Source organism: Delftia acidovorans SPH-1, from assembly GCF_000018665.1.
GTDB lineage: Bacteria > Pseudomonadota > Gammaproteobacteria > Burkholderiales > Burkholderiaceae_C > Comamonas > Comamonas acidovorans.
In genome coordinates, this window is record NC_010002.1 from 890,036 (window position 1) to 912,590 (window position 22,555).

21 protein-coding genes are annotated in these 22,555 nt (G+C 69.6%); 13 read left to right on the forward strand and 8 right to left on the reverse strand.

Translation table 11 applies throughout. The annotated features are described in order from the left end of the window. The first annotated feature begins 3 nt into the window (after positions 1–3). From DACI_RS04075 to DACI_RS04090, 4 genes are read left to right on the forward strand one after another with little or no spacing between them, the layout of a single operon-like run. Positions 4–789 (forward strand): citryl-CoA lyase, encoded by a 786-nt coding sequence (locus DACI_RS04075; RefSeq protein WP_012202731.1) that lies wholly within the window; start codon positions 4–6, stop codon positions 787–789. Positions 790–837: 48 nt separating this feature from the next. Beyond that, complete coding sequence (locus tag DACI_RS04080) at positions 838–2,004, forward strand: CaiB/BaiF CoA transferase family protein (protein WP_192812305.1); 1,167 nt, start codon at positions 838–840, stop codon at positions 2,002–2,004. A gap of 36 nt (positions 2,005–2,040) precedes the next feature. Beyond that, the gene (locus DACI_RS04085; protein ID WP_012202733.1) at positions 2,041–3,054 is read left to right on the forward strand and encodes a Bug family tripartite tricarboxylate transporter substrate binding protein; all 1,014 of its coding nucleotides are present in this window, start codon (positions 2,041–2,043) and stop codon (positions 3,052–3,054) included. Positions 3,055–3,065: 11 nt separating this feature from the next. Further along, positions 3,066–3,854 carry an enoyl-CoA hydratase gene (locus DACI_RS04090; RefSeq protein ID WP_012202734.1) on the forward strand — a complete coding sequence of 263 codons (789 nt, stop codon included), beginning with the start codon at positions 3,066–3,068 and terminating at the stop codon, positions 3,852–3,854. Between the two features lie 2 nt (positions 3,855–3,856). Here the strand turns inward: DACI_RS04090 and DACI_RS04095 are convergent, their stop codons facing one another. Continuing rightward, positions 3,857–4,783 carry a LysR substrate-binding domain-containing protein gene (locus tag DACI_RS04095; protein ID WP_012202735.1) on the reverse strand — a complete coding sequence of 309 codons (927 nt, stop codon included), beginning with the start codon at positions 4,781–4,783 and terminating at the stop codon, positions 3,857–3,859. A gap of 101 nt (positions 4,784–4,884) precedes the next feature. Between DACI_RS04095 and mnmA the strand changes: the two genes are divergently transcribed. Together mnmA and DACI_RS04105 are read left to right on the forward strand one after the other, a co-directional pair. Beyond that, positions 4,885–6,003, forward strand: coding sequence for a tRNA 2-thiouridine(34) synthase MnmA (gene mnmA / locus DACI_RS04100; RefSeq protein ID WP_012202736.1), 1,119 nt, complete (start codon positions 4,885–4,887; stop codon positions 6,001–6,003). A 131-nt stretch (positions 6,004–6,134) separates the two neighbouring features. After that, on the forward strand, positions 6,135–7,694 hold the full coding sequence (locus DACI_RS04105; RefSeq protein WP_012202737.1) for a serine hydrolase: 1,560 nt from the start codon (positions 6,135–6,137) through the stop codon (positions 7,692–7,694). Here the strand turns inward: DACI_RS04105 and DACI_RS04110 are convergent. Together DACI_RS04110 and DACI_RS04115 are read right to left on the reverse strand one after the other, a co-directional pair. After that, on the reverse strand, positions 7,663–9,660 hold the full coding sequence (locus DACI_RS04110; RefSeq protein WP_043780586.1) for a sensor histidine kinase: 1,998 nt from the start codon (positions 9,658–9,660) through the stop codon (positions 7,663–7,665). The two genes, DACI_RS04105 and DACI_RS04110, sit on opposite strands and share 32 nt — an antisense overlap. Before the next feature lie 5 nt (positions 9,661–9,665). Continuing rightward, positions 9,666–10,349: a LuxR C-terminal-related transcriptional regulator gene (locus DACI_RS04115; protein WP_013804635.1), complete on the reverse strand. Its 684-nt coding sequence runs from the start codon at positions 10,347–10,349 to the stop codon at positions 9,666–9,668. Positions 10,350–10,540: 191 nt separating this feature from the next. Between DACI_RS04115 and DACI_RS04120 the strand changes: the two genes are divergently transcribed. Beyond that, positions 10,541–11,176 (forward strand): TetR/AcrR family transcriptional regulator, encoded by a 636-nt coding sequence (locus DACI_RS04120; RefSeq protein WP_012202739.1) that lies wholly within the window; start codon positions 10,541–10,543, stop codon positions 11,174–11,176. A 15-nt stretch (positions 11,177–11,191) separates the two neighbouring features. Here DACI_RS04120 and paaN read toward each other — a convergent pair whose 3' ends face one another. Then, a complete protein-coding gene (gene paaN / locus DACI_RS04125) occupies positions 11,192–12,850 on the reverse strand; it encodes a phenylacetic acid degradation protein PaaN (RefSeq protein WP_012202740.1) in 1,659 nt (552 codons plus the stop codon). A 148-nt stretch (positions 12,851–12,998) separates the two neighbouring features. Here paaN and paaK point away from each other — a divergent pair, with 148 nt between their 5' ends. From paaK to paaE, 6 genes are read left to right on the forward strand one after another with little or no spacing between them, the layout of a single operon-like run. Beyond that, positions 12,999–14,318 (forward strand): phenylacetate--CoA ligase PaaK, encoded by a 1,320-nt coding sequence (gene paaK, locus DACI_RS04130; protein ID WP_012202741.1) that lies wholly within the window; start codon positions 12,999–13,001, stop codon positions 14,316–14,318. A gap of 45 nt (positions 14,319–14,363) precedes the next feature. Next, complete coding sequence (gene paaA, locus DACI_RS04135; RefSeq protein ID WP_012202742.1) at positions 14,364–15,386, forward strand: 1,2-phenylacetyl-CoA epoxidase subunit PaaA; 1,023 nt, start codon at positions 14,364–14,366, stop codon at positions 15,384–15,386. After that, positions 15,383–15,688: a 1,2-phenylacetyl-CoA epoxidase subunit PaaB gene (gene paaB, locus DACI_RS04140; RefSeq protein WP_012202743.1), complete on the forward strand. Its 306-nt coding sequence runs from the start codon at positions 15,383–15,385 to the stop codon at positions 15,686–15,688. Before paaA ends, paaB begins: the two co-directional genes overlap by 4 nt. 13 nt (positions 15,689–15,701) lie before the next feature. After that, entirely contained in the window at positions 15,702–16,484 is a 783-nt protein-coding gene (gene paaC / locus DACI_RS04145) for a 1,2-phenylacetyl-CoA epoxidase subunit PaaC (protein WP_012202744.1), read from the forward strand. Beyond that, positions 16,484–17,053, forward strand: a complete 570-nt coding sequence (gene paaD / locus DACI_RS04150; protein ID WP_012202745.1) for a 1,2-phenylacetyl-CoA epoxidase subunit PaaD — start codon at positions 16,484–16,486, stop codon at positions 17,051–17,053. The genes paaC and paaD overlap by 1 nt, the downstream gene beginning before the upstream one ends. Then, a complete protein-coding gene (gene paaE / locus DACI_RS04155) occupies positions 17,050–18,147 on the forward strand; it encodes a 1,2-phenylacetyl-CoA epoxidase subunit PaaE (protein ID WP_012202746.1) in 1,098 nt (365 codons plus the stop codon). Before paaD ends, paaE begins: the two co-directional genes overlap by 4 nt. A gap of 30 nt (positions 18,148–18,177) precedes the next feature. Here paaE and DACI_RS04160 read toward each other — a convergent pair whose 3' ends face one another. From DACI_RS04160 to DACI_RS04175, 4 genes are all read right to left on the reverse strand, one after another. Further along, entirely contained in the window at positions 18,178–19,632 is a 1,455-nt protein-coding gene (locus DACI_RS04160) for a SulP family inorganic anion transporter (RefSeq protein ID WP_012202747.1), read from the reverse strand. A 333-nt stretch (positions 19,633–19,965) separates the two neighbouring features. Next, on the reverse strand, positions 19,966–20,463 hold the full coding sequence (locus tag DACI_RS04165; RefSeq protein WP_012202748.1) for a hypothetical protein: 498 nt from the start codon (positions 20,461–20,463) through the stop codon (positions 19,966–19,968). Between the two features lie 86 nt (positions 20,464–20,549). Continuing rightward, entirely contained in the window at positions 20,550–21,116 is a 567-nt protein-coding gene (ssb, locus tag DACI_RS04170) for a single-stranded DNA-binding protein (protein ID WP_012202749.1), read from the reverse strand. Positions 21,117–21,276: 160 nt separating this feature from the next. Next, a complete protein-coding gene (locus tag DACI_RS04175; protein WP_043780591.1) occupies positions 21,277–22,452 on the reverse strand; it encodes an MFS transporter in 1,176 nt (391 codons plus the stop codon). Positions 22,453–22,555: the final 103 nt, after the last annotated feature.

Sequence of the window (22,555 nt, forward strand, 5' to 3'; positions counted from 1 at the left end):
GCCATGGCAACCCCCCAACCCCCCGTCACCCGCCTGTGCACCCACACCCTCACCAGCCTGCATTACCGCGATGCCGACTTGGTCGAGGACCTGATGGGCAAGAAGACCTTCACCGAGGTGATGCTGATGCAGATCCTGGGCCGCACGCCGCGCCCCGTGGACCTGCGCATCGCCGATGTGGTGCTCATCGTGCTCATGGAGCATGGCCTCACGCCCAGCGCCATCGCCACGCGCCTCATCTACATGAGCGCGCCGGAGAACCTGCAGGGCGCCGTCTCGGCCGGCCTGCTGGCCGTGGGCAGCTCCTTCGTGGGCACCATGGAGAACTGCGCCGCGCTGCTCGACCGCATCGCCGCCGCCGCCGACCCCGAGGCCGAGGCCCGCGCCATCGCCCGGCACCACAAGGCGTTGAAAAGCCCCGTGCCCGGCTTTGGCCACCACCTGCACAAGCCCGTGGACCCGCGCGCCTACAAGCTGCTGGACATGGGCCGCGCCGACCCCGAACTGGCGGGCAGCAGAATCCGCGCGCTCGAAACCCTGTCCGCCGCCGTGGACGCCGCGGCGGGCCGGCCCATCACCATCAATGCCACGGGGGCCGTGGCCGCCCTGCTGGGCGAGATCGGCGTGCCCACGGCCGTGATGCGCGGCTTTGCCGTCATCTCGCGGGCGGCCGGGCTGGTGGCGCATGTGGTGGAGGAGCAGCAAAGCCCGTCGGGCCGGTTCATCTGGGAAACGGTGGAGGAGGCCATCCCCTACGCGGGGCATGCAGTTTCCGCGAACGCTGCGTGAAGCAATGACCGATGGACCACCGCGCGCCATGCCGCGAGCATGGAGTCCATGCAACAAACCCATGGATTGTCCAGCGCCCTCGACGGCCTGCGCGTGGTGGACCTGTCCCGCATCCTGGCGGGACCCTGGTGCACCCAGAACCTTGCCGACCTGGGCGCATCGGTGCTCAAGATCGAGCGTCCCGGCACGGGCGACGACACGCGCGCCTGGGGCCCGCCCTTCGTGCAGGCGCCCGGTGGCGAGGCCGTGTCGGCCTACTTCCTGTCCTGCAACCGCGGCAAGCAGTCGGTGGCGCTGGACTTCACCGAGCCGGCCTCGCATGCCTGGCTGCTGCGCCAGATCCGCGATGCCGACGTGCTGGTGGAAAACTACAAGGCCGGCGCGCTGGCGCGCCACGGGCTGGACTACGCGGCGCTGGCCGCCATCAACCCGGGGCTGATCTACCTGTCGATCACGGGCTTCGGCCAGAGCGGCCCTTTTGCGCACAAGCCCGGCTACGACTATGTGTTCCAGGGGCTGGGCGGCCTCATGGGCTACACGGGCGTGGCCGATGGCGAGGAGGGCGCGGGCCCGTTGCGCACGGGCGTGGCCGTGGTGGACCTGATGACGGGCATGTATGCCACCAGCGCCGTGCTGGCGGCCGTGGTGCAGCGCCAGCGCACGGGGCGCGGCCAGCACATCGACCTGGCGCTGCTGGACGTGGCCGTGGCCATGAATGCCAACCAGGCGGCCAACTACCTGGTCAGCGGCGAGAACCCGCGCCGCACGGGCAACGCCCATCCCAATTGCGCGCCCTACGAGGTGTTTGCCTGCGAAGACGGGCATTTGATCCTGGCCATCGGCAATGACGGGCAGTTCGCCGCCCTGTGCTCCGTGCTGGGCACGGACTGGCACCTGGACGCGCGCTTTGCCACCAATGCCGCGCGCCTGACCGGCATGGCGCAGCTGCGCCCGCTGTTGCGCGCGGCGCTGGGCCGCTGGCCGCTGCAGGCCCTGACCGATGCGCTGGACACCGCCCAGGTGCCCTGGGGCTGCATCAACACCCTGGAACAGGTCTTCGCCCATCCGCAGGTACGGCACCGCCAGATGCTGCAGACGGTGGAGCACCCGCAGCTGGGCACGCTGAAGCTGGTGCGCAACCCCATGGTGCCGGCCGGCAGCGGCGCCCAGGTGCCGCCACCGCCCGTGCTCGGTGCGGCGCCGCAGGACCTCTGAATCCCTAGACATCGACAAGCCAAGAAGGAGACAAGGATGACGAAACGCATGAAAGCACTGAAGGCCGCCGTGGCAGCCGCCGCGCTGGCGGGGATGCCGCTGGCATATGCAGCAGGGGCGGCAGGGGCGGCCGGGACGGCGGGGGCAGGAAGCTATCCCGAGCGGCCCATACGCCTGGTCGTGCCCTATGCGGTGGGCGGCGCCACCGATGTGATCGCGCGCGTGGCGGCCCGCTATCTGGGCGAGACGCTGGGCCAGCCCGTGGTGGTGGAAAACCGCCCCGGCGCAGGCGGCAGCACGGGCTCGGCCTATGCGGCCAAGCAGCCGGCCGACGGCTACACCCTGGTGATGATGGTGGAGAGCTCGCATGCCGTGAATCCCAACGTCTACGCCAAGCCCGCGTATGACCCCGTGAAGGACTTCACCCCCATCACCAACATCGCCAATGTGCCGGGCGTGATGGTGGTCAGCGCAGGCTCGGCCTACAAGAGCGCCAAGGACGTCAGCGACGCGGCGCGCGCCGCGCCGGGCAAGCTCAACTACGGCTCCTCGGGCAATGGCGGGCTCAGCCACCTGAGCGGTGCGCTGTTCGGCAGCACCACGGGCACCACCCTCACCCATGTGCCCTACAAAGGCCTGGGGCCGGCGCTCAATGACCTGATGGCGGGGCAGCTTGATGTGGTGTTCGACAACATGCCGTCCTCGGGCGCGCTGATCGCGGGCGGCCAGCTGCGTGCCCTGGCCGTGTCCAGCCCCGTGCGCCTTCCGGCCCTGCCGGGCGTGCCCACCTATGCCGAGGCCGGTCTCAAGCCCATGAACGACATGTCCTGGTACGGCCTGGGCGCGCCTGCCAGGCTCGATCCCGCCATTCTTGCCAGGCTCAGCGAAGCCATGCGCAAGACCTTGCAAAAGCCCGAGCTGATCAAGACCATAGAGCAGCAGGGCGCCGTCGTGGACTTCCAGGAGCCTGCGCAATTCAGGCAGACGGTGGAGCGCTCCAACCGCGCCTGGTCCCAGCTGATCCGCGACATCGGATTCGAGAAACTTTGAGGAGATCTGCCGTGCATGCACAAGTGACCTTTCCCACCCCGCAGACCGCCGTGCTCACCATCACCGGCGGCGGGCCGCTGAACATCCTGGGCACGCCCGTGATCCGCGCGCTGACCGCGCAATTGGCCGAGCTGGCCGAGCGCCCCGGTCTGCACTGCCTGGTGCTGCGCGGATCGGGCACGCGCGCCTTCGTGGCAGGGGCCGATATCCGCGAGATGGCGTCGCTCAACGCCGCCTCGGCACGCGCCTTCATCAGCGGGCTGCGCGACCTGTGCAACGCGGTGCGGCATTTCCCCGTGCCCGTGATCGCCAGGCTGCAGGGCCATACGCTGGGCGGCGGGCTGGAGCTGGCCATGGCGGCCGACCTGCGCATCGCGGCCGATGATGCCGTGGTGGGCATGCCCGAGGTCAAGGTCGGCATTCCCTCGGTGATCCACGCGGCCATGATGCCCGCGCAGATCGGCGGCACGCGCGCCAGCTGGCTGCTGCTCACGGGTGAGAACATCGGCGCCCTGCAGGCCGAGCGCTGGGGCCTGCTCAACGAATGCGTGCCCGGCGACCAGCTCGATGCGCGCATCGCGCAGATTGCCGAGGGGCTGGGCGGGATCGGCATCGAGGCGCTGCGCCAGCAAAAGCGCCTGCTGCGCCGCTGGGAGGGCATGGGCGTGGACTCGGCCATCACCGACAGCGTGGCCGAGTTCGGCGCGGCCTTCAACACGGGCGAGCCGCAGCACCACATGAATGCCTTCCTGGAGCGCAAGCAGGCCAAGGCCCAAGCCCAGCCCCAGCCCCAGCCCTGAACCTACGCCTTGTCGGCCAGCCCTTTCAGAAAGCTGCGCAGCCGCTGCGCGGTGGGCGTCAGCGGCCGTTCGCTGGAGCGCACCAGCTGCAGCGGGCGCCGTGCCCAGGTTTCCTCCAGCGGCAGGCAGGCCACCGCATGCGCGGTGCCGAGCCTGCGGTAGATGCTGTGCGGAATGATGGCCAGGCCCACGCCCTGCGAGACCAGCCGCACGATGGAGGTGAAATCGTCCACGTGGATGCGGCAGCGCAGCGGCCGGCCATGGCGCTTGGCCAGCTCGCGCAGAAAGGCGTAGTTGCTGCTGGTCAGCGCCATGCCCACGAAGGCATGGGCCAGGGTGTCGAAGAAGCGGCAGGAAGGGCCTTCGCCGTCCTCTGGCCTCTCGCCCGGCTGGGGCACCAGCGGATGGCCGGGCGGGGCGATCACCACCAGGCGGTCCTGTGCAAAGGTCTCGCAGGCCACGGCGCCCGCCATGGGCTCGCCCGCGTAGACGCCCAGGTCGGCCTCGCCCTCGGCCACGCTGGCGGCAATCGTCTCGCTGGTCTGCTCCACCAGGGTGAGGTTCACCTCGGGAAAGGCGGTCAGGAACTCGCCGACGTGCGGGCCGATGAAGCCGTGCAGCGAGGAGCTGTTGGCCGCCAGCGTTGCCTTGCCCTGCAGGCTGCTGCCCAGCAGGGCGGCCTCGGCCTCCATGCCGTCGATGGCGGCGAACACGCCGCGCGCATGCTCGAGCATGGCGTGGCCTTCCTCGGTCAGCCGCATGCCCTTGTGCTCGCGCGTGAACAGCTGGCAGCCCAGGGCCTGCTCCAGGTTGCGCAGACGCTGGCTGGCGGCCGAGGGCGTCAGGTGCCGCGCCTGGCTGGCACGCGAGAGATTGCCGGCCTGGGCGATGGCCATGAACAGCTTCAGATCGGTCAGGTCGTAGCGCATGCGGGCGTTTCCTAGGGGCAAGAGGGCCATTATTCCTGCTGGCGCAGGGCTGCAAAGCCCGTGGCGCGCAGCCTTTGAAGGGCGCTGGGATAATCGCCACCATGACTAAACACCGCGTCGTGGTGGGCCTGTCGGGCGGTGTGGACTCCGCTGTCACGGCCCATCTCCTCAAGCAACAGGGCCATGAAGTGGTCGGCATCTTCATGAAGAACTGGGAAGATGACGACGACAGCGAATACTGCTCGTCCAATGTCGATTTCGTCGATGCCGCCGCCGTGGCCGACGTGGTCGGCATCGAGATCGAGCATGTGAACTTCGCCTCCGAGTACAAGGACCGCGTCTTCGCCGAGTTCCTGCGCGAGTACCAGGCCGGCCGCACGCCCAACCCCGACGTGCTGTGCAATGCCGAGATCAAGTTCAAGGCCTTCCTGGACCACGCCATGCGCCTGGGCGCCGAGAAGATCGCCACGGGCCACTACGCCCGCGTGCGCCAGAACCCCGACACGCAGCTGTTCGAGCTGCTCAAGGGGCTGGACCCGGCCAAGGACCAGAGCTACTTCCTGCACCGCCTCAACCAGGCTCAGCTGTCCAGGTCCATGTTCCCCGTGGGCGAGCTGAAGAAGACCGAGGTGCGCCGCATTGCCGAGGAGATCGGCCTGCCCAACGCGAAGAAGAAGGACTCCACGGGCATCTGCTTCATCGGAGAGCGGCCGTTCCGCGACTTCCTGAACCGCTACATCAGCAAGGAGCCCGGCAACATCCTCGACGACCGCAACCGCAAGCTGGGCAAGCATGTGGGCCTGTCGTTCTACACGCTGGGCCAGCGCTCGGGCCTGGGCATCGGCGGCGTCAAGGAAAAGGGCGCGCCGCGCGGCGGCGGCGACCATGATCCCTGGTTCGTGGCGCGCAAGGAGCTGGACACCAACACGCTGCGCGTGGTGCAGGGCCATGACCACCCCTGGCTGCTGTCGCAGTCGCTGCTGGCCGACCAGGTCAGCTGGGTGGCCGGCCACGCGCCCGCCGAGGGCAAGGCCTACGGCTCCAAGACGCGCTACCGCCAGCCCGACTCGCCGGCCCTGATCTCGGGCGCCACGCCCGAGGGCTTCCGGCTGGATTTTCCCGAGCCGCAATGGGCCGTCACGCCCGGCCAGTCGGCCGTGCTCTACGACGGCGACGTGTGCCTGGGCGGCGGCATCATCGCGGCGGTGGATCCGCACTGATGCAGCACTGACGCGGCATTGATGCCGGGCAGGATTGGTCCCAGCGCGTTTTGCTATCGTCACGGGGGGCGGCACAACCGCCCCTTTTTCTTTTTCCTTTTGTTCTTCACGACAGCACCACAGGAGACCCCATGGCTTCATCGATTCTTGCGCGCCGGCATTTTCTGGGAGCGGCCCTGGGCGCCGTGGCCACGGCCGGATGCAACGGCGAGGTGTCCTGGGGCGATCCCATCGATCCGCCCGTGACGGACCGCGTCAAGCGTGCGCTCGATCAACTCGATGGCCAGGTGCGCGCGCAGATGCGGCGCACGGGCGTGCCCGGCGTGGCCGTGGCGGTGGTGCATGAGGGGCGCCTGGTCTATGCCCAGGGCATGGGCGTGCGCCGTCTGGGCTCGTCGCTGGCCGTGGATGCGGACACGGTGTTCCAGCTCGCCTCGGTCTCCAAGTCCGTGGGCGCCACCGTGGTGGCGCAGCAGGTGGGCCAGCGCCGCGTGTCCTGGGACACGCGCGTGCAGCAGGGCCTGCCCTGGTGGACGCTGGAGGACGCAGATGCCGCCCAGCGCATCACCGTGGGCGACATGTATGCCCACCGCTCGGGCCTGCCCGGCCAGGCCGGCGATGCGCTGGAGGAACTGGGCTACAGCCAGCGCCAGATTCTGGAGCGCCTGCGCTATCTGCCGCTGCGGCCCGTGGGCACCCAGTACGCCTACAGCAACTTCGGCCTGACCACGGGCGCCGAGGCCGTGGCCGCCATCGCAGGCCAGTCCTGGGCGGCGCTGTCGCAGCAGGCCGTCTACGGCCCGCTGGGCATGACGCAGACCAGTTCGCTGTTTGCCGATTTCGAGGCGCGCGCCAACCGCGCGGCCGGCCACCTGCGCGTCAACGGCGTGTGGCAGGCGGGGCCGGTGCGCCGGCCCGATGCGCAGTCGGCTGCCGGCGGCGTCAGCTCCACGGTGCGCGACATGGCGCGCTGGATGACCATGCTGCTGGACGAGGGCCGCTTCGAGGGCCGCCAGGTGGTCGATGCGCAGGCGCTGCGCACGGCGCTGTCGCCGCAGATGCTGCAGTCGCCGGCCGGCAACGGCGAGCCCGCCCGCTACTACGGCTTCGGCTTCAACGTGGGCGTGTCCGAGGCGGGGCGCACCACCTACAGCCACTCGGGCGCCTTCGGCACGGGCAGCGCGACCAGCTTCACCGTCATGCCCGAGCTCAAGCTGGGCATCGTGGTGCTGACCAACGGCATGCCCATCGGCGTGCCCGAGATCGTGGTCTCGCAGTTCCTGGACCAGGTCGAATGGGGCCGCCAGCGCCAGGACTGGGAGAGCATCTGGACCAAGCGGCTGGCACCCATCATGCAGCCGCACGGCGAGCTGGTAGGCAAGACCCGGCCCCCTTTCCCGCGCCCGCCCCGGCCGCTGGGCGCCTATGTGGGCAGCTACGCCAACCGCTTCTACGGGCCGGCCCAGGTCAGCCTGCAGACGGGCGGCGGGGGGCTGCAGGTCAGCCTGGGTTCGCAGCGCATGCTGCTCAGCCACTGGGATGGCGAGGTCTTCAGCTTCGTGCCCGAGGGCGATTCGCCGGGCAGCCTGTCCAAGGCCACGTTCGACGGCAACCAGCTCACGCTGGAGTATTTCGACGATGTGCTGACCCCGGCCGGCGTCAGTGCGGGGATAGGGCGCTTTTCCCGCTGAAGACGCCGTGCGCCGTGCTGCCCGTGCTGTCGGGCAGGTGATCGCCGGGCACGGGCAGCCAGGCGGCCAGCACGGTGGCGCCGGGTTCTGAATCCATGTCCAGATGGCCGCCCAGGCGCTGCAGGCGCGCCTGCATGCTGCGCAGGCCCACGCCCATGCCGGCCTGCTGCACGGCGGCCACGTCAAAGCCTGCGCCGTCGTCGGTGATGCGCAGCATCAGCCAATGCGGCTCGGGCCACTGCAGCTGCACCTGCACGCACTGGGCGCGGCTGTGCTTGATCACATTGGCCAGCGCTTCCTCCAGCACGCGCGTCAGCGCCAGGCACTGCAGCGCACCGGGCGGCTGCGGCCAGGCGGCCGGCACCTGCCAGTCGGACTGCATGTCCAGCGCGTCGAACAGGCTGGCAAAGCGGTGGCGCAGCGGCGCGATCCAGGCCTGGGGCGTGTCCGGCACGGTGACGGAGACGCTGGTGCCGCTGTCGATCATCTGGCGCAGGTCGTCGCGCAGCAGCTTGAGCACGGACAGGAACTGGCGGTTGTGCATGGGGCCGCCCGCCTGCTCCACCATGGCGATGGAGCGCACCAAGGAGCCGCCCAGGCTGTCGTGCAGGTCGTGCGCCAGCTGCATCCGTTCCTGCAGCCGCGAGTGGCTGAGCGCCAGCGCATGCTCGCGCGCCAGCGTGCCGCCGAGCTCGTCGCAGGCACGCGCCACGCTGTCGGTCAGCTCCTGGTTGAACTGTTCGATGCGGCGCATGCTGAGCACGAACTGCCGGCCCAGCACCATGGACAGGGCCAGCATGGTCAGCGGCGCGGTATAGGGCATCCAGGGCGTGGCGGGGCCGATCACCTTCTTGAGCGCCAGCATGTCGTGCAGGCCCGCGCACAGGAAGACCAGCAGGCAGGCCGCGTAGACCAGGTGGCCCGGCTCGCGCGTGCGCCAGGCGTGCAGCGGAAAGTGCAGCGACACGGCCACGCAGATGCCGAAGTACACCAGGCCGATGTGCAGCACGCCGTCCACCAGCGACCAGGGCGCGAAGATGGCGGCGGCCATGCCGGCCAGCGTCACCGCCCACAGCAGCTTTTCCAGCCGGGGCAGATGCAGTTTTCCGAAGCGCCAGGTGAACAGGCAAAAGCTCTGGCTGAACAGCAAGAAGACCAGCAAATTGCCGCGTGCCACGGCCAGGGTGTCGGGGAAGGGCCAGGCCTCGGTGGCCAGGATATTGGCCAGGAACAGCGCCCAGCAGAAGGCATTGAGCGCATACCAGCCAAAGGCCTTGCTGGCGCGCCGCTGCAGCCAGGCAAAGGCGAACAGCACGCCCAGCACCAGCGAGACCACGATGTTCATGGCAAACAGCGTGCGCTGGTTCCACCAGGTCTGCGCGTGCCACTGGCGCAGCGCCTCGGGCTCGCCCAGGCGCACCTCGCCCAGGCCGGGCGTCTGCTCGGCCAGGCCGTGCACGCGTATCCACACGCTGTTGGTGCCCGCATGCAGGGCGGATTCGGGCAGCAGCCAAAAGCGCGGCATGTTCCAGCTGCGCGACAGGGGCTCGACCAGGTGCCGGTCGCGCCACAGCAGGTCGCCGTTCACGAAGACCTCGCCGGCCATGACCATGGAGTGCAGGGCCAGCGCCACGGGATCTGCGGCAGCGGGAGCGGTGGCAGCTGCGGCAGCCGGGTGAGCGCAGCCGCGCTGCCAGTCGATGCGGTACCAGACGGCGCCGCTGTAGCCGGGCCAGCGGTCCAACCAGTGGTCGGGCAGGGTCACGTTGTGCCAGTCGCGTACCGCGCTGGCGATGGGCGGCGGCCCCAGGCCTGCCGCCTTGGCGGACTGGATGGACAGGATCTGCGGCAGGCAGGCCTGGGCCAAGGCGCAGGTACTGCACAGGAGGACCGCCAGGCCCAGGCCCAGGGCCTGGCCCAGAGCGAAGTGCCGCACCGGTCCTAACCACCGGCGCCACCCGCCCATGGCCGTCAGCCCAGCAATCCGCGCACGCGTGCCGTGTTGACGGCGCGCGTGCGCGAGGACACGGCCAGCTTGCGGTAGATGTGCTTGATGTGGCATTCCACCGTGTAGCGCGACAGGTGCAGCTGCTCGGCGATCTCGCGGTTGGTCAGGCCATCGGCCACCAGGCGCAGGATCTGGCTTTCGCGCGCGCTCAGCGTGGACTCGGTGCCGCTGCTCTCCGGCGTGGCGGGTGCCGCGCCCTGCAGCTCGGCGATCACGCGGCGCGCGATGAAAGGGTCGATGGGCGCGCCGCCGCGCAGCACGCTGCGGATGGACAGCGACACTTCCAGGTCGTCGCGCTCCTTGAGCACATAGCCGGTGGCGCCTGCGCGCAGCGCCGCGAGGATGGCATCCTCCGTGCTCCAGGCCGAGATCACCAGGATGCCCACGGCCGGGTCTGCGCTGCGCATCTCGGCGATCAGGTCGATGCCGCTGCCGTCGGGCAGGCCCAGGTCCACCAGGGCCAGGGCCACGGGCTCGGCCAGGCAGGCGCGTGCCTGGGCCAGGGAGCCTGCGAACAGCAGGGCATCGGGCGTGTAGCCCAGCTGGCCCAGCACGGACTGCAGCCGCTGGCGGATCAGCGGCTCGTCCTCCACCACCAGCACCGGGGCCGGAAGCGTGGACTCTGGGACAAGCAGGTGGGCGGGCATGGAAAAGGCGTGCGCAGCGGCGGGCGTAAAAAGGGGCAGGATGGCCGCCCGACTGTGGGCGAAGCCCGCATCTTTGCATATCCCTGAAAACTGGTAATCGCGGGGGCGCGCGCCGCTGCGCCGTCCATAATTCCGGCCCGGGCCGCACGGGCGGACCCTGGCAACGACACCTACCGAAAGGACGCCGCCGCATGGCACGCGTACGTGACCCTGCTGGCTACGATGGCCAGCGTGAAATGATCCTCTCCCACGCCGCCCAGCTGTTCGCGCAGCGCGGCTATGCGGGCACCTCCATGAACGAGGTGGCTGCGGCCTGCGGCGTCTCCAAGGCCACGCTCTACCACTATGTGCTCGACAAGCACGACCTGGCCGTGCGCATTGCCGAAGAGCATGTGCTGCGCCTCGAAGCCCTGGTCAACGACACCCTGCAGGCCCATGCCGATCCCGAGCAGCGCCTGCATGCGCTGATCCGCGGCTTCGGCCAGGAGTACGCCCAGGCCCAGAATGCCCACCGCGTGCTGACCGAGGACGTGCGCTTCCTGCGCGAGGAAGACCAGCAGCGCATCCTGGACGTGGAGCGCCGCGTGGTCGCCGCCTTTGCGCAGACCATTGCCCAGGTGCGCGGCGAGCCCGCCGACAGCGCCCTGGGCAAGCCCCTGGCCATGCTGCTGTTCGGCATGATCAACTGGACCTTCACCTGGCTCAAGCCGGGCGGCACGCTGGACCATGACGCCATTGGCACCATGGTGTCCCAGCTGTTCTTCGGCGGCGTGCGCGCGGTCAGCGTGCCGGACGGCAAGAAGCCGCGCAAGGCCCGCCAGGCCTAGGCTCGGCCCGGTCCCTTACCACCTGCGCTGCACGACCACGAAGCGGTCGGCCACGAAGGCCAGCGTGGTGTAGCTGGCATTGGCCGCGGGATTGCCGCCCGTGGCGTGGAAGTCCGAGAAGCCTGCCGACTGGTTGACCATCACGCCCTGCGTGAGGTTGATGGACAGGGCCACGCGCGAGCGCAGCGCCGAGGCCGCCACGGCATCGACAAAGGCCGCATCCGTGGAGTACAGGCCCAGGGTCATCGCGCCATGCGCACGCACGCTGCGCTCGGCCAGCTCGCGCGCGGCCTGGGCCGAGGGCACGGCCACCAGGTAGGAGACCGGGCCGAAGCATTCGCGCTCGTAGATGGCGGCGTCCGCCACGTCCAGCGCGCGCAGCGCGGGCGTGCGCACCTCGGCCTGCGGGTACTCGGGATGGGTGAGCTTTTGCGAGGCGCGCACGGCGCGGCCCACGGTGGCGGCCTGTTCCACGCGCTCCACGGTCTGCGCAGAGCCTATGGCGCCCAGCACGGTGAAGGCCACCTTGGGATCGGCCAGCAACTGGTCGATGGCGGCGGCCAGATCGGCGCCGACCTGCTCGAAGCTCTTGTGGCCCTGGTCAGTCTCTATGCCGCCGGCCGGAATCAGCAGGTTCTGCGTGGTGGTGCACATCTGGCCGCTGTACAGCGACAGTGACAGCGCCAGATTGCGCAGCATGCCTGCGTAGGCATCGGTGGACTCGATCACCACCAGGTTCACGCCGGCCATCTCGGCATACAGGCGTGCCTGCGGCGCGTTGGACTGCAGCCACTGGCCGAAGGCATTGCCGCCCGTGAAGTCGATGGAGGCCACGGCCGCGTGCGTGGCCAGGGCCTGGGTCAATTCGGGCTTGTCGCTCACGGCCAGGGTCACGAGGTTGGGGTCCAGGCCTTGCTCGGTCAGCACATCGCGCAGCACGCTTACGGTGAGCGCGGCCGGCAGCACGGCGTTGGGGTGGGGCTTGACGATCACGGGGTTGCCCGTGGCCAGCGCGGCGAACAGGCCCGGGTAGGTGTTCCAGGTCGGGAAGGTGGCGCAGCCGATGACCAGGGCCACGCCACGCCCCACGATCTCGAAGCGCTTGTGCAGCACGGCGGGCGCATGCTTGCCCTGGGGCTTTTCCCAGACGGCCTCGGCAGGCACGTCGGCCATGGCCTTCCAGGCCACGGCAATGGCTTCCAGGGCGCGGTCCTGGGCATGGGGGCCGCCGGCCTGGAAGGCCATCATCGCGCCCTGGCCCGTGGTCAGCATCACGGCATGCGCGATCTCGAAGCTGCGCTGGTGGATGCGCGTCAGCGCCTCCACCAGCACGCCGGTGCGGCCCTGGGGTCCCAGCGCCTGCCATGCGGGCTCGGCCGCCTGGGCCGCGTCCACCAGCGCCTGGGCATCGCACTCGGGGTAGCGGATGTCCAGGGCCACGCCATAGGGCGATTGCTCGGTGGCCACGCGGGCGCGTTCACCGGGCTGGCGCAGCGGATAGTCCTTGCCGAACAGCGCCTGCACGGCGGCGTGGCCCTGGGCCTGTGCGGTCTCGCCATACACCTTGGGCGAGGGCGCCTCGGGGAAAGGCGACCAGTGGCCTCGGCGGGACAGGGCCTGCAGCGCGTCGTCGAGCAGGGGGCGGTGGCGTTCGTAGAGGGCGTGGGCGGGCATGGGATGTCTCCTGGGTTGGAATGTGGCGTCGCTATCAGGGTTAGTACCGGACAACAAGCCTTGTTGCTCAAGAAAGCTGCATCTTATAATCCTACCGTCCGGTCGGTCAATTATTCTGAACCCCTTGCCTCACGACGCCAGAACCCCGATGAACAAAGACCTGCGCCCCGCCCCCGGCGAACTCGACCCCATCGAAACCGCCAGCCGCGACGAGATCGCCTCGTTGCAGCTGCAGCGCCTGCGCTGGTCGCTGCAGCATGCCTACGACCACGTGCCGCACTACCGCCGCGCCTTCGACGAGAAGGGCGTGCACCCTTCCGACCTGCGCACGCTGTCCGACCTGGCCCGCTTTCCCTTCACCACCAAGAAGGACCTGCGCGAGAACTACCCGTTCGGCATGTTCGCCGTGCCGCGCCAGAAGGTGGCGCGCGTGCATGCCTCCTCGGGCACCACGGGCAAGCCCACGGTCGTGGGCTACACGTTGAATGACATCGACAACTGGGCGAACCTGGTGGCGCGCTCCATCCGCGCGGCGGGCGGGCGGCCCGGCGACATGGTGCATGTGGCCTATGGCTACGGCCTGTTCACGGGCGGGCTGGGCGCGCACTACGGCGCCGAGCGCGCCGGCTGCACCGTGGTGCCCATGTCGGGCGGGCAGACCGAAAAGCAGGTGCAGCTGATCCAGGATTTCCGGCCCGACATCATCATGGTCACGCCCAGCTACATGCAGGTGATCGTGGAGGAGATGCAGCGCCAGGGGATGGACCCGCGCGAGAGCTCGCTCAAGATCGGCATCTTCGGCGCCGAGCCCTGGACCGAGGCCATGCGCCGCGAGATCGAGAGCAAGGCGGGGCTGGATGCCGTGGACATCTACGGCCTGTCCGAAGTCATGGGCCCGGGCGTGGCCAGCGAATGCGTGGAGAGCAAGGACGGGCCGGTGATCTGGGAAGACCATTTCTATCCCGAGATCATCGACCCGGACACGGGCGAGGTGCTGCCCGACGGCAGCGAGGGCGAGCTGGTCTTCACGTCGCTGTCCAAGGAAGCCATGCCCATCATTCGTTACCGCACGCGGGACCTGACGCGGCTGCTGGCGCCGACTTCGCGCAGCTTCCGGCGCATGGGCAAGATCGTGGGGCGCAGCGACGACATGATGATCATCCGCGGCGTCAACGTCTTTCCGACCCAGATCGAGGAAATCGTGCTGGCCAATGCCAGCCTCACGGGCCTGTACCAGATGCACATCAGCCGTGAAGGCCTGCTGGACACCGTCGAGGTGCACTGCGAGCTGCAGCCGCAGCGGCGCGGCCTGGGCGATGCCGAACGCGGCGAGATCGCGCAGTGGGTGCAGCAGCGCATCAAGACCCTGGTGGGCATTTCCACGGCGGTGCGCGTCTTCGATCCCGACACCATCGAGCGCACGCAGACCGGCAAGGCCCGGCGCGTGTACGACAAGCGGCCGCGTTGAGGCACCGCCGGCCGTCGTCAACCATTTCATTCAAGGAGATCGCACATGTATACCCAGGCCATGGACACCATGGGCAAGGAAGCGGGCGATGGCGGCAAGGCCGTGCGCTCGGCCGACGAAATGCGCCTGCAGCAGCGCTTTGACGAGCGCATCGATGCCGGCGAATTCATCGAGGCCAAGGACTGGATGCCCGACAACTACCGCAAGACGCTGCTGCGCCAGATCAGCCAGCACGCGCACAGCGAGATCGTCGGCATGCTGCCCGAGGGCAACTGGATCAGCCGCGCGCCCACGCTCAAGCGCAAGGCCATCCTGCTGGCCAAGGTGCAGGACGAGGGCGGCCATGGCCTGTACCTCTACGCGGCCGCCGAGACGCTGGGCAGCAGCCGCGATCAGATGCTGCACGCGCTGCACACGGGCAAGGCCAAGTACAGCTCCATCTTCAACTACCCCACGCTGACCTGGGCCGACATGGGCACCATCGGCTGGCTGGTGGACGGCGCGGCCATCATGAACCAGGTGCCCATCTGCCGCTGCTCCTATGCGCCCTACGCGCGCGCCATGGTGCGCATCTGCCGCGAGGAGAGCTTTCACCAGCGCCAGGGCTACGAGGCGCTGCTGACCATGATGCAGCAGGGCACCGAGGCGCAGAAGGCCATGGTGCAGGACGCCGTCAACCGCTGGTGGTGGCCGTCCATCATGATGTTCGGCCCGCCCGACGACCAGTCGCCCAACAGTGCGCAGTCCATGCGCTGGGGCATCAAGCGCATCTCCAACGACGCGCTGCGCCAGAAGTTCATCGACGCCACGGTGGACCAGGCCAAGGTGCTGGGCGTGACCCTGCCCGACCCCGACCTGAAATGGAACGAGGCCCGCCAGGCCCATGACCATGGCCCCATCGACTGGGACGAGTTCTGGCGCGTGATCGCCGGAGACGGCCCCTGCAACCGCGAGCGCCTGGGCGCCCGCGTCAAGGCCTGGGATGAGGGCGCCTGGGTGCGCGAGGCCGCCCTGGCCCATGCCCGCAAGCAGACACAGAGAAACCAGACCCGCAAGGAGGCCGCATGACCGCCGTCGAACAGAACATCACCAACGAATGGCCGCTGTGGGAAGTCTTCGTCCGCAGCAAGGCCGGCCTGGACCACAAGCACTGCGGCAGCCTGCATGCGGCCGACCCGCAGATGGCGCTGCAGATGGCGCGCGATGTCTACACGCGGCGCCAGGAGGGCGTGAGCGTCTGGGTGGTGCGCTCGGACCAGATCGTGGCCAGCGACCCCGGCGACAAGGACATGTTCTTCGACCCGGCCCAGGACAAGGTCTACCGCCATCCGACCTTCTACCAGCTGCCGCCCTCGGTGGACCACATGTGAGCGGGGTGCAGCCATGAACGCCTCCGCCTCCTCCATCGCCATCGACGCCCGGCCCGACGTGCAGTACCTGCTGCGCCTGGGCGATACCTGCCTGATCCTGGCCCAGCGCCTGGGCCAGTGGTGCGGCCACGCGCCCATCCTCGAAGAGGACATCGCCATGACCAACATGGCGTTGGACCTGGTCGGCCAGGCGCGTGCGCTGCTCACCCGCGCCGGCCAGCTCGAAGGCCGCGCGCACGACGAGGACCAGCTCGCCTTTCTGCGCGACGAGCGCGACTACTTCAACGCCACGCTGGCCGAGCTGCCGCGCGGCGACTTCGCCTTCACCGTGCTGCGCAACGCCATGGCCGCCACCTGGCTGCGCCTGATGTGGGAGCGCCTGGTGCAATCCAGCGATGCCGAGCTGGCCGCCATCGCCGCCAAGGCGCTCAAGGAGGCGCGCTACCACGAGCAGCACGCGGGCGACTGGGTGGTGCGCCTGGGCGACGGCACCGAGGAATCGCGCCAGCGCATGGAGGCGGCGCTGGGCCAGCTGTGGCGCTATGCGGCCGAGCTGTTCACCGACGACGCCACAGACGCCGCCGCGCGCGCCAGCGGCCTGGGCCCGGCCTGGTCCGAGCTGCGCGAGCCCTGGCAGGCCGAAATGGCCGCCCTGCTGCAGGAGGCCACGCTGGACATGCCGGCCGAATCCGCCTTCCGCAGCACGGGCCGCAACGGCGTGCACAGCGAGCACATGGGCTTCATCCTGGCCGAGATGCAGCACCTGCAGCGCGCCTATCCGGGCGGGGTGTGGTGATGGCTGCCGCACGGCTTGTGGCCGTCACATCTGCCTCGGCCGAGCGCGAGCGCCTGGCCTGGGCCGCGCTGCAGGACGTGCCCGATCCCGAGGTGCCCGTGATCTCGGTCTGCGAGCTGGGCATCGTGCGCGAGGTCCATGCCCTGCCCGAAGGCCAGGGCATGGAGATCGTGCTCACGCCCACCTACTCGGGCTGCCCGGCCACCGAGGTCATCGAGCGCAGCGTGCTCGAGGCCATCGAGGCCGCGGGCCTGGGCCCCGCGCGCGCCGTGCTGCGCCGCGCCCCCGCCTGGACCACGGACTGGATCAGCGACGACGGCCGGCGCAAGCTGCGCGAGTACGGCATCGCGCCGCCCGGGCGCTGCGGCGACGCCGGCCTGCCGGAGGGCACTTCGCCCATCCGCCTGGTGCGCCGCCGCCAGGGCATTGCCGCGCCCGAGCCCGTAGCCTGCCCGCACTGCGGCAGCGCGCACACCGAGCGGCTGTCGGCCTTCGGCGCCACGGCCTGCAAGGCCCTGCACCGCTGCCTGGACTGCCGCGAACCCTTCGAACACTTCAAGCCGATATGACCACGACCACGATGTTCCACCCGCTGCGCGTGCGCAGCATTGCGCCCGACACGGCCGAGGCCGTGGTCGTCTCCTTCGACGTGCCCCCCGCGCTGCGCGAGGTCTTCGGCTTCACCCAGGGCCAGTACCTCACCCTGCGCCACCAGATCGACGGCCAGGACCTGCGCCGCAGCTACTCCATCTGCGCAGGCGTGGATGACGGCGAGCTGCGCGTGGGCGTGCGCAAGGTGCGCGGCGGCCAGTTCTCCAACTGGATCAACGAGCATCTGCGCCCCGGCGACACACTGCAGGTCATGGCGCCCCAGGGCCGCTTCTTCGTGCCCATCGAGCCCGGGGCCGCGCGCCACCATGTGGGCATCGCCGGCGGCAGCGGCATCACGCCCATCCTGTCCATCATGAAGACCGTGCTGGCGCGCGAGCCTGCCAGCCGCTTCACGCTGATCTACGGCAACCGCCAGCTGCAGTCCACCATGTTCAAGGAGGAGATCGAGGACCTCAAGAACCGCTACATATCGCGGCTGTCGCTGCAGCATGTGTTCTCGGACGAACACACCGACCTGCCGCTGAACATGGGCGTGATGGACCGCAGCAAGATCGCCGAATTCCTGCAGGGCGTGGTGCCGGCCACGCACATCGACCATGTCTACATCTGCGGACCCTTCCAGATGAACGACGAGGCCGAGGCCGCCCTGCTGGCCGCCGGTGTGGCCGAGGAGCGCATCCACATCGAGCGCTTCGGCGTGGCCCTGCCGGCCGCAGGCCAGGGCACGGTGGGCGCCGTGGTGCACGAGGCCCAGCCCGGCGACGCCGCCACCGCCCGCATCACCCTGGTGCGCGACGGCCTCTCGCGCGAGATCCCCTTCACGCGCGGCCAGGCCAGCATCCTGGACGCGGCCTCCTCGGCCGGGCTGGAAGTGCCCTATTCCTGCACCTCGGGCGTCTGCGGCACCTGCCGCGCCAAGGTGGTCGAGGGCGAAGTGCGCATGGAGCGCAACTTCGCCCTCGACAAGAACGAAGTCGCCTGCGGCTTCGTGCTGACCTGCCAGGCGCATCCGCTGACCGAGCGGGTGGTGCTGTCGTTCGATGAGCGGTGAGGGCCGTCCCGCCCGGGGACGGCCGCGGGCCTACTCGATGCCGATATCCAGCCGCGACACCAGTGCCCGGCCGTGTTCGTTCAGGCCCGTCACCTCGACCGTGCTGCCGTGCTTGCGCAGGCGCTGGCAGACCTTGTCCAGCGCATTGACGGCCGTGATGTCCCAGAAATGGGCGTTGTCGAGCGCGATGCGCACCGGCCGGCCTTCGATGTCCCGCACGTCGAAGGCATCGACCAGCAGGTCGGCCGAGGCGAAGAAGACCTGGCCCGAGACCCGGTAGGTCAGGCCTGCGCCGTCCTGCGTCTTCTCGACGGACAGCAGCCTTGAGACCTTGAAGGTGAAGAACACCCCGCTGAGCAGCACGCCGACGCCCACGCCAGCGGCCAGGTTGTCCGTGGCCACGGTGACCACCACGGTGGCCAGCATCACGGCGCTGGACAGCTTGGGATGCCTGAGCAGGGCGCGGGCCGATCCCCAGTCCAGCGTGGAGGCCGACACCATCACCATGATGGCCACCAGCGCCGCCACCGGCACCTGGGACACCCAGGGCTTGAGCAGCACCATCAGGATCAGCAGGAAGGCGCCCGCGAACAGCGTGGACAGCCGGCCCCGGCCGCCGTAGCGCACATTGCCCACGGTCTGGCCGATCATGGCGCAGCCGGCAATGCCGCCGAACAGGCTGGCCGCGATGTTGGCCACGCCGATGCCGCTGCACTCGCGGTTCTTGGAGCTGGGCGTGTCCGTGAGTTCATCGACCACGCTGGCCGTCATCATGGACTCCAGCAATCCCACCATGGCGATCGCCAGCGCGGGCAGGGCGATCAGGCGCAGCGTCTCCAGCGACCACGGCACCTGCGGCAGCCCGAAGCTAGGCAGGCCGTCCGGCAGCAGGCCCAGGTCGGCGACCGTCTTCAGGGGCAGGTCCAGCCAATTCGCCGCCACCGTCAGCACCACGATGCAGACCAGGGGCGAGGGCACGGCCGTGGTCAGCCGGGGCAGGCCGTAGATGATCAGCAGGCCGGCGCCCACCATGGCCCAGGTGGCGGCATTGGCGCCGATCAGGTGCGGCATCTGGGCCGAGAAGATCAGGATGGCCAGCGCATTGACGAAGCCCGTGCGCACCGAGCCGGACACATAGCGCATCAGCACGCCCAGGCGCAGCACGCCGAACAGGATCTGCACGGCCCCCGCAAGAATGCCGGCCGCAAAAAGATACTGCACGCCATGCGCATGCACCAGCGGAGCGGCCACCAGGGCGACCGAGCCCGCAGCCGCCGACACCATGGCCGGGCGCGCGCCCGTGAAGGCGATGACGATGCTGATGACGAAGGAGGCGAACAGCCCGACGGCGGGATCGACCCCGGCCACGAAGGAGAAGGCGATGACCTCGGGGATCAGCGCAAAGGTGGCCACGGCGCCGGCCATGAGCTCGCGCGGAATGCTGGGCGCCCACTCGGCGCGAAAGGGATGGGGGTGTTTCGACATGGAAATGGCCGGCCCCGCCGCGCTGGGTGTGACAGGGCGGGGCAGGGCGGGGCAGGATTTTGTAGACGGCAATGAACATGCCGGGCGTCGGGCCATGCCCGAAACCTGGCGGCTTGTACGGTTCGGCCGTGCTACGGCGGCGCCAGGCGGGTGCAGCCCGAGCGCCGGCTCTGCGAGCCGCGCGCGATGCGGGCCAGCGTGAAGCTGTGAAGGCGTGCGGCATCGCGGCTGCGCGCTTGGCGAGCCCCTGGTTGACGGTGCCGGTGGACTGAAATCACGGGCGCGATTGTACGAGGGGGTGCTGCCTGCCGCGGGATGGGCCCCTGGCCGCAATCAGTCGTAGTGCGCCATGGTGGCGCGGTAGCGCACAGGGCCTTGCTCGGCCGATGAGGCCTGCACCACTTCCACGTAGACGACTTGGCCCGAAGACGCCGTGTACCTGGCATGGCGAACGCGCCGCCCCATGCCGTAGGAGGGGCCGGGCGTTTCGTCGTCCGCAGTCCGGGAATAGCCTTTGCCGAGCAGGTAGGCATCGAAGGCGTGCGTGGCGGGGCCAATGCTTGCGAACTCCACGTCATAGGACACCAGGCCGTGTGGCGGCTTGTTGCCGTCGCCTACGGTGCCGAAGTACTCCGCCTTGCCCAGCGCGCCCACCAGCGGCGCATGGCGCACCAGGGACGAGATGCCGATGTAGTAGGTGAAGCTGCCGGGCTCGGGCGTGTAGTCCTCTTGCGAGATCAGGCACAGGGCTGCAGCCAGCCAGCCGAACACGGCCAGCGGCAGGCACAGGACAAGACTCCACAACAGGGTTCTGGCACGCGGCAGGGGCATGGGATTTATCGTCGGGCGCCTGGAAAAACAAAACCCGCTTTCCGGGGAAAGCGGGTCTGGATGCTCAAGAACCTTGATGGTCCGAATCAGAACGGAATGTCGTCATCCATATCGTCAAAGCCCGAGGCTGCGCGCTGGGGCGGGGGTGCCATGGGCGCGGGAGCGGGGCGCTGGGCAGGGGCCTGGCGCGGTGCGGGCGCTGCCATGGGGGCAGGGGCCGGGCGGCGCTGTTGCTGCTGGGGAGGGGCGTCGTAGCCGCTGTCGCCGTAGCCTTCATCGCCGTAGCCGCCGCCTTGCTGGCCACCGCCGCCGCCCTGGCGGCTGCCCAGCATCTGCATGCTGTCGGCACGGATTTCGGTGGCGTAGCGTTCCTGGCCGCTGGCCTGGTCGGTCCACTTGCGGGTGCGCAGGCTGCCTTCGACATAGACCTGGCTGCCCTTGCGCAGGTACTGGCCCACGATTTCGGCCAGGCGGCCGTTGAAGACCACGCGGTGCCACTCGGTGGCTTCCTTGTTCTCGCCCGTGTTCTTGTCGCGCCAGCGGTCGGTGGTGGCGATGGTCACGTTGGCCACCTGATCGCCACTCGGGAAGGTGCGCATTTCGGGATCGCGTCCGAGGTTGCCGACGATGATGACTTTGTTGACGGATGCCATGAGTGAAATACCTTTACATAGGGAAGTGGCCCGGGCATAGAGGGATGGATCCCGGGCCAGACGCGCCATTGTGCCGCAAGCCGTCCGCCGATGGCAGGGGGCGGATATCCCGCGGCAACCGCCTGTGGCGGCGGCTTGTAACCGTCTGAAAATCCGCCGTTCAGCCGTGGCGGCCCACGGGGCGCAGCGGCCAGGTGACGACCAGCCACAGCACGGCCAGGACGCTCGTCAGGGTGAACAGGCCCGGCATGCCGGCCCATTTGGCGACGGCGCCGCCCAGCGCGCCGCCTGCGAACAGGCCCAGCGATTGCAGCGTGTTGTAGGCGCCCAGCGCCGCGCCGCGCAGCGGGGCCGGGGCCATGCGAGAGACCAGGCTGGGCTGGGTGGCCTCCAGCGCGTTGAAGCCGCAGAAGAACACGAACATCAGCACGGCCATGGCCCACAGCGGCGGCTGCGCGCCACCGGCCGCCAGCAGGCCCAGGCCGATCTGCACGAGGGTGATCAGGGCGATGGCGCCCAGCAGGGCCGCGCGCAGGCGCCCGCGCCGCTCCATGGCGAACAGGCCGCCCATGGCGGCGAAGGACAGCGCCACGGCCGGCAGGTAGACATGCCAGTGCGCCTGCTTGTCCAGGCCTGCCTGCACCAGCATGGCGGGCACGGCCACCCACATGGACATCTGCACGGTGTGCAGCACGAAGACGCCCAGGTTCAGGCGCACCAGGTCGCCATGGCGCCACAGCTCGGCCATGCGGCCGCGCGGCTGGTCGGCGTGGCGCGCGGGCTCGGGCGGGACGACCCAGAGCACGACGGCAATGCCCGCCAGCGCCAGGGCGTAGGTCAGGCCGAAGATGCCGGGCAGCCCGCCCCAGGCAGCCAGCAGGGGGCTGAGCACCAGGGCCAGCGCAAACATGAGTCCGATGCTGCCGCCCACCATGGCCATGGCCTTGGTGCGCACGCTGTCGCGCGTGAGGTCGGCCAGCAGCGCGGTCACGGCGGCCGAGACGGCGCCTGCGCCCTGCAGGCCCCGGCCCCACATCAGGCCCAGCAGCGAGTCGGCCGTGGCCGCCAGCAGGCTGCCCGCCGCAAAGACCAGCAGCCCGGCGACGATGACGCGCTTGCGCCCGAACCGGTCCGAAGCCAGGCCCAGCGGCAGCTGGAACACGGCCTGGGTGAGCCCGTACAGGCCCATGGCCAGGCCGATCATGGCCGGATCATCCCCTCCCGGGTATTTGCGCGCCTCCAGCGCGAACACCGGCAGCACCAGGAACAGGCCCAGCATGCGCAGCGCAAAGATCAGCGCCAGGCTGGCGCTGGATCGGCGTTCCTGCGAGGTCATGCGGCCCGATGCGGCCGAGGAGGGGGCTGGCGCCTGGGCGCCGTGGACGGGTGTGGGGGAATCGAGCACGGGGTGCACTGTTGTGGGGGCAAGCAATCCGCCA